Annotated in this window: 3 protein-coding genes; all 3 read left to right on the plus strand. The window is 67.8% G+C overall.

The annotated features are described in order from the left end of the window. Positions 1-503: 503 nt before the first annotated feature. The gene (locus tag JSV65_04555) at positions 504-1,529 is read left to right on the plus strand and encodes a PHP domain-containing protein (protein UCH35626.1); all 1,026 of its coding nucleotides are present in this window, start codon (positions 504-506) and stop codon (positions 1,527-1,529) included. Between the two features lie 186 nt (positions 1,530-1,715). Continuing rightward, positions 1,716-2,123, plus strand: coding sequence for a hypothetical protein (locus JSV65_04560; GenBank protein ID UCH35627.1), 408 nt, complete (start codon positions 1,716-1,718; stop codon positions 2,121-2,123). A 143-nt stretch (positions 2,124-2,266) separates the two neighbouring features. Then, on the plus strand, positions 2,267-3,125 hold an 859-nt coding region (locus JSV65_04565), incomplete at its 3' end, for an ornithine cyclodeaminase family protein (protein ID UCH35628.1).

The following is a 3,125-nucleotide window of genomic DNA, read 5'->3' on the forward strand; positions in this document are numbered from 1 at the left end:
GCAACGTGGACCTTCATTGCCGTGTCGCGGCGCGGCGTCGTGCTGTTCGAGGTCACCCGCGCCGGAGACATCCGGATGTACGAGCCGCGCCTCCCCTCGCGCGCCATGGGCTGCCACTGCCTCGGCCAGTAGCTCCAGGCAATGTTGCAGATCCGGAAACGCCTGGCCGTTCCACGACTACCATTACCCGCATCTCGTTTTGGACCGCCGTGGGGCAGTGGAGATAGCCCCCGACGGTACACTCGACTGCCGCTTTGACTCGCCGTCATTTTGGAGTGCGGCGATGAATCGCCGCTTTTGAAAGCGGGAGTGAACTCCCGCACTCCATAAGGCGTCCTCCGCCGACGCATCCGCTGCGCACACCACACCCGCACTTTCCAGCGGCGCCACGAGAGAGAAGCGGGTGATCGCAGGCCCTGAGCGGGCGAGGAGTGACCACCGGCAGGGCATCGCTCATCCCGCGCCGAAGCCAGACCATGGATTACCTTGTCGGAGGAAATGTCATGCGTACAATGTCGCGCCTGCTCGTACTCCATGGATTCATCTGCACCGCCATTCTCGCATTTGCCGCCGGCGGCTCGTGCGCCGCTGCTGCCGCCGACCCGATGGAGCGGCTGGTGGCCATCGAGGCGGCGAGCGAGCGAGGGGTCACCTTCACCGTCCTCTCGCCCTACCGCGACTACCCGAACTGGTACAAGGGGCAGATGCACTGCCACACCAGGAACAGCGACGGCGGGTGTCTGCCCCCGCAGCTGGAGGCGAAGTACCGCGCGGACGGCGCGGACTGGATAACCATCACCGACCACGAACATGTCACCCCCGACCCACAGGCGGAGGGAGGTCAGGATGTGCCCGTGTTCATCACCGGCGAGGAACACGGGACGGCCGAGGGCCACATGGTGTTCATCCACGCCGGCGAGCACATCGCCACCGGCCCCGGGCAGGAAGCGATTAACCAGGCGACGGCGGCGGGCGGCATGGCCATGCTGTGCCACCCGGACTGGCTTGCGAGCTATGGCCCGGACGAACTCGATCGCCTCACCGGTTTCCAATTCATCGAGGTCGTCAACGCCGGCACGCGCGACAGCGGCAAAGGCATGGGCTACGGGTCCGCCGCGTGGGATTACCTGCTGGGGCAGGGCAAGGTCGTCTGGGGCACGGCGACCGATGACTTCCACGGCGGGCCGCAGTCCGCGCTGCACGGCGGCTACGTGGTCGTCAATGCGCCAGCCCTCACCGCGCCGGCCATCCTCGCCAACTTGCTCGCAGGGAACTTCTATGCGACCGAAGGCCCGGAACTCCACCTGTCCGTGCAGGGCGGGCAGTTAACCGTGACATGCACCGAGCCGCAGTCCGTCTTCTTCCGCGGTCCGGGCGGGGCGGCATATCGCGTCGCGCGGCTCGACGGAGCCGAGCAGAATTCCGCGACGTACGTCCTGCGGGGCGACGAGCCGTACGTCCGCGTCGAGATCTTCCGCCATGCCGACGGCCGGCGCGCGTGGAGCCAGCCGATCTTCGTGCGGAAGTAGGCGACCGGCCGCCGGTCGCCGATTGTCGTATGGCGTCAGCGACGGTTCGCTGCGGCGCGGGCGCGCCGCAGCCCGTTCCGAGTCCGTGAGCCTGGAGGCCGCCAGCGATGCGCTCTCGATTTGCCGGACGCGCGAGCGCGCAATAGACGGGGGCATCGCCATTCGCGGGGGAGCAGGGAGGGGTCCGTGCGTAGAGCGCTGGGAGTGTTGCTGGCCTTCGCGTGCTGGGCGCTTGTTTTCCTGCTGCTCACCGCCCTGTGTATGCCCATCATCTTCGGTAGTGGCCCTTTGGATCCACTCCAGTGGTTCATCATGCTGGGCATCTGGCTGGTGTCCCTCCTGTGCCTGGGTTTCTTCGTGGCCGTGTTCGCGATGCCCGCGCGGCCGTACCTGTGGGGCGCCGTGGCTGCTCTCGTACCATGGGCGGTAATGGCGGCGGTGGGTGCGGACATCTTTGTCGGGGGGCCGGCGCGGGGCGTGGGGGCTGGCATTGTGGCACTTGCAGTGGCAACCGCGAGTGCTCTCGCAGGTGGCTCGGGAGGTCGCTTCGGGGCCGCTGTCAAAGCTCACCGCGAGAAGCAGCAGGACACCTAGGCTGATCGCCCCGCCGAAACCGACCGATCGTGTGTCGGTCCAAAGCCAATCCGGGCGACGGCCCTTCGACGATGCTCAGAGCCCGCCCTGAGTGAAACGAAGGGGTGGACCGCGCGTCGCCCCGTGCATTCAGGAGGTCGCGATTGCTGCAACAGCTGCTCTATCTCTCGCGCGCCGACGTCGAGGCGACCGGCGTCACCATGCGCGAGATCATTGACGCGCTTGAACCCGCCTTCCGCGAGCATGCCGAGGGGCGCGTCGAGATGCCGCCCAAGCCGGGGGTGCACACGCTGTCCGATTCCTTCATCCACGCCATGCCCGCCTACATCCCCGCACTGCACTCCGCGGGCGTGAAGTGGGTGTCCGGGTATCCCGGGAACCCCGAGCGCGGCCTGCCCTACATCACCGGCCTGCTCATCCTCAATGACGTGGACACCGGCGTGCCGCTCGCGGTGATGGACTGCACGTGGATCACGGCGATGCGCACCGGCGCCGCGTCCGCCATCGCGGCGAGGCATCTCGCGCGCCCGGAATCGAGCACCCTCGGCATCCTCGGCTGCGGGGTGCAGGGGCGCAGTCACCTCGAGGCGCTCAAGGTGCTGTTCCCCATCGAGCGCGTGACGGCGTACGACATCGTGCCGGAGAACGCGGCGCGCTTCGCCGCCGAGGCGGGAGGACGTTGGGGCGTCGAAGTGACGGTCGCCGCCGAGCCCCGGCAGGCGGTCGCGGGCTGCGACATCGTCGTCACCGCGGGGCCGATTCTCCACACGCCCCACGCGACCATCAAAGCCGGGTGGTTTGAGGAGGGCGCGTTCGCGTCGCTGGTTGACTACGACTGCTATTGGGATCGCGCGGCGCTGCGTGAAGTGGACAAGTTCTGCACCGATGATGTGCCGCAGTTCGAGCACTACCAGGGCCTGGGCTACTTCCACGACGTACCGTCGATCTACGCGACCGTGGGCGAGCTGGCGGCGGGCAAGAAGCCCGGCCGCGAGCGCGCGA

It is taken from the genome of Armatimonadota bacterium, from assembly GCA_020354555.1.
Classification (GTDB): domain Bacteria; phylum Armatimonadota; class Hebobacteria.